We start from the raw sequence: 746 nt of genomic DNA on the forward strand, positions 1-746 counted from the left end.
AATCATTTACACATAATTATTTAAACACTCGTTTACTTTGTCGGTATTAATAAATATATTGATTATAAGACTGTTAGTTTTTTGTTTATAGTTAATAACTTGAATAAGACTATTGCATATTTGGATACTTTTGTAATGACTTCTTTCTGGATTCTTGTGCTCATATTGATATTGTATTTGTTACCTAAAAATTTAAAAGGTTTGGCCATATTTTTTCAAATTTCCGGAGGAATTACAGCCGGTCCTTATTTGATTGTTGCAAGTCCTTTGCGTGTAAGGGAGTATTTTGGAAATTATATTTTTATGGTGTTAGTTGCAATATTGATTGCCAATTATGCTTTTCATGTGACATTTAGAAATACAAATTTTAATCTTTCAAAACTTAATTTTATTAGTTTTATTTTAGTTGGGTTAGTATCTACAAATTTATTATTAATTATGGGAATCAACCATAACGCGAATTCAATAAGAACAAGTAATGAGGCTTGGCTTAACACTAATAAAACATTGACGACTCATGTGCCATTTAGGAAATATGTGAAGAATCTCGACATATTGTCAGGTCAGACTAAGTTTTATTATAAAAATCGAAGTAATATGAATTTCACTCAAAAAATCTTGCACTAATCGGGTTTTATAATTTTATAAAATTTGAAAGTAGCGTACTTGAGTTTTTGATGTCATACTCGGAAGTTATTTTAATTTTTGGACTGATAAGAAGTTAGTGTAAGGTTTTCCTAGATGGT

Annotated in this window: 1 protein-coding gene; it reads left to right on the plus strand. The window is 27.9% G+C overall.

Annotation, left to right across the window (positions count from 1 at the left end; translation table 11 throughout):
- Positions 1-135: 135 nt before the first annotated feature.
- Entirely contained in the window at positions 136-627 is a 492-nt protein-coding gene (locus tag IV84_RS10535; protein WP_056986636.1) for a hypothetical protein, read from the plus strand.
- Positions 628-746: the final 119 nt, after the last annotated feature.

It is taken from the genome of Pediococcus damnosus, from assembly GCF_001437255.1.
Classification (GTDB): Bacteria; Bacillota; Bacilli; order Lactobacillales; family Lactobacillaceae; genus Pediococcus; species Pediococcus damnosus.

Bases quoted from the DNA above. Each gene is read 5' to 3' on its own strand.
- IV84_RS10535 (WP_056986636.1), top strand. From the start codon at position 136: ATGACTTCTTTCTGGATTCTTGTGCTCATATTGATATTGTATTTGTTA.